General features: G+C 64.7%; 4 protein-coding genes. 3 read left to right on the forward strand and 1 reads right to left on the reverse strand.

The genetic code is table 11. From position 1 onward, the window contains the following. From SFU54_RS09340 to SFU54_RS09350, 3 genes are all read left to right on the forward strand, one after another. The coding region (locus SFU54_RS09340; protein WP_319016007.1) for a nitrilase-related carbon-nitrogen hydrolase at positions 1–237 on the forward strand (237 nt) is incomplete at its 5' end. Positions 238–249: 12 nt separating this feature from the next. Beyond that, positions 250–1,713, forward strand: coding sequence for a dihydropyrimidinase (gene hydA, locus SFU54_RS09345; protein ID WP_319016008.1), 1,464 nt, complete (start codon positions 250–252; stop codon positions 1,711–1,713). A gap of 28 nt (positions 1,714–1,741) precedes the next feature. Then, positions 1,742–2,758 (forward strand): TIGR03842 family LLM class F420-dependent oxidoreductase, encoded by a 1,017-nt coding sequence (locus SFU54_RS09350; protein ID WP_319016009.1) that lies wholly within the window; start codon positions 1,742–1,744, stop codon positions 2,756–2,758. Between the two features lie 34 nt (positions 2,759–2,792). Here SFU54_RS09350 and SFU54_RS09355 read toward each other — a convergent pair. Further along, a partial coding sequence (locus tag SFU54_RS09355; RefSeq protein ID WP_319016010.1) for a type II toxin-antitoxin system RelE/ParE family toxin occupies positions 2,793–3,065 on the reverse strand: 273 nt, incomplete at its 5' end.

Below are 3,065 nucleotides of genomic sequence, written 5' to 3' on the forward strand. Positions count from 1 at the left end.
GCCAACAACCGCATCGGCACCGAGAGCGACGAGTTCGGCGACCTCGCCGTGACGTTCTACGGCAGCTCGTATTTCGTCGACCCGCGTGGCAACTACGTCGGTGACGTGGCGAGCCAAGACCAGACCGAGATCGTCGTGCGCGACATCGACTTCGACGTCATTCGCGAAGTGCGCAACAGCTGGCAGTTCTACCGCGACCGTCGCCCCGAGTCGTACACCGCAACCGTCAAGCCCTAAGGAGAGTCGACCATGGCTACCACCCTCATTACCGGCGGCACGGTTGTGTCGGCCACGGGCCGCGGCGCGGCTGATGTGTTGATTGACGGCGAGACGATTGTGGCGGTGCTCGCGCCCGGGTCGACGCTGCTCGGTCACGACCTGGCGGCATCCGTCGACACGGTCATCGATGCCACGGGCAAGTATGTGATTCCGGGCGGCATTGACGCCCACACCCACATGGAGCTACCGTTCGGCGGCACCGCCGCGAACGACACGTTTGAAACGGGCACCATCGCGGCCGCGTGGGGCGGCACGACGAGCATCATCGACTTCGCCGTGCAGACCACGGGCCAGAAGGTGTTCGACGGCCTCGCCGCGTGGCACGAGAAGGCCGGCGGCAACTGCGCGATCGACTACGGGTTCCACCAGATCGTCGGCGGGGTCGACGACGACTCGCTCGCCGCGCTGCCCAAGCTCATCGACGAGGGCATCACGAGCTACAAGATGTTCATGGCCTACCCCGGCGTCTTCTATGCCGACGACGCGCAGATTCTGCGCGCGATGCAGGTGGCCGCCGAGCACGGGCTCATGACGATGATGCACGCCGAGAACGGCCCCGCCATTGACGTGCTCGTGGCGCAGTTGCTCGCGAAGGGAAAGACCGACCCCTACTACCACGGGGTCGCGCGCGCCTGGCAGATGGAAGAAGAAGCGACCCACCGGGCGATCATGCTCGCGAACCTCACGGGCGCCCCGCTCTACGTCGTGCACGTGAGTGCGAAGCAAGCCGTTGAGCAACTCGCGGCGGCGCGCGACATCGGCCAGAACGTGTTCGGCGAGACGTGCCCGCAGTACCTCTACCTGTCGCTCGAAGAGCAACTCGGCGCAGTGAGCGAGAAGTACGGAGCCTTCGAGGGCGCAAAGTGGGTGTGCTCCACGCCCCTGCGCTCCCGTGCAGAAGGCCACCAAGACCACATGTGGCAGAGCCTGCGCACGAACGACATTCAGATGGTTTCGACCGATCACTGCCCGTTCTGTATGAAAGACCAGAAAGAGTTGGGCCTCGGCGACTTCTCGAAGATTCCCAACGGCATCGGCTCGATCGAGCACCGCATGGATCTCATGTACCAGGGCGTCGTCACGGGCGAGCTCACCCTCGAGCGCTGGGTCGAAATCACCTCGACCACGCCCGCGCGCATGTTCGGCCTCTACGGCAAGAAGGGCGTGATCGCTCCCGGAGCTGACGCCGACATCGTCGTCTACGACCCCAACGGTCACACGTCGATCGGCATGCCCGTCGACGAGAACGGCAACCCCACGGGCAAGAAGCACCACATGAACATGGACCACGCCGCGTGGGAGGGCTTCGAGATCGACGGCAAGGTCGACACGGTCATCAGCCGGGGTTCGGTAGTCATCCAGAACGACCAGTTCCACGGGCGGGCCGGGCACGGGCAGTACCTGCGCCGCGGCCTGAGCCAGTACCTGGTGTAGACGAGCGAACGACGAGAGACGAGCATCCATGGATTTCGGCGCTGTTCTGCAGACCAACCCGCCCGCCAGCCGCACGGTGCACCTCGCCAAGCTGGCCGAGCAGTACGGGTTCAGCCACGTGTGGACCTTCGACAGCCACATCTTGTGGCAAGAGCCCTACGTCATCTACTCGAAGATCTTGGCCGAGACGACGCGCATCACGGTCGGGCCCTTCGTGACCAACCCAGCGACGCGCGACTGGACGGTCACAGCGAGTGTCTTCGCGACGCTCAACGAGCTCTACGGCAACCGCACGATTTGCGGCATCGGTCGCGGCGACTCCGCCGTGCGCGTCACGAACGGCAAGCCCACGACGCTCGCCGAGCTGCGCGAGTCGATTCACGTCATCCGCGAGCTCGGCAACTCGCGGGCGGTCGAGTACAACGGCTCGACGCTGCAGTTTCCGTGGAGCCACGGCAGTGAGCTCGAGGTGTGGGTCGCCGCGTATGGCCCGCTCGCCCTCAAGCTCACGGGCGAGGTGGGCGATGGCTTCATCTTGCAGCTGGCCGACCTCGATATTGCGACGTGGATGATCGAGACCGTACGTACAGCGGCCGACAACGCCGGGCGCGACCCGATGTCGATTAAGTTCTGCGTCGCGGCGCCCATGTACATCGGCAGCGACTGGGATCACATGCGCAACCAGACCCGCTGGTTCGGCGGCATGGTCGGCAACCACGTGGCCGACATCGTCGCGAAGCACGGCGCGAACAGTGACGTGCCGAAGGCGCTCACCGACTACATCGCGGGCCGCGAGGGTTACGACTACAACACCCACGGCAAGGCCGGCAACGACCACGTCGACTTCGTGCCCGACGAAATCATCGACCGCTTCTGCGTGCTCGGCACGGCCAAAGAACACATCGAGAAGCTCGAGGCTCTGCGTGACCTCGGCGTCGACCAGTTCGCCGGCTACCTGCAGCACGACAACAAAGAAGAGACGCTGCGCGTCTACGGCGAGCACGTCATCCCGGCGATGAAGGGCAGCAAGGCCGCCCGCGTGTGATGCACCGCACCGCGACGCGGTTGATGCCCGCAGTTCAGGCGTCGAACGTTGGAAGCTCGTCGTCGTCGAGGTAGCTCTGAAGGTCGCGCGCGTCGTGGAGTACGCGAAGCACATCGACGGTAGGCCCGACAATTCGGAAGAAGACGATGTGTCGCGGGTCGCTCACCCCGGAGCCTTTCGCGCTTGCGCTGAGGTGTCGCGCGATGATCCCGTCGCCGAGTTCGGGCCGTTCTCGGCTGCCAATGCTCAGCGGATCGGATGTGATGTCGTCAAGTGCACGGGCAATCAACCGTGCGTAACGCTGTTT

Origin of the sequence: Microcella sp. (genome assembly GCF_033763155.1) — a bacterium.
In the GTDB taxonomy this organism is placed as follows: Bacteria; Actinomycetota; Actinomycetes; order Actinomycetales; family Microbacteriaceae; genus Microcella.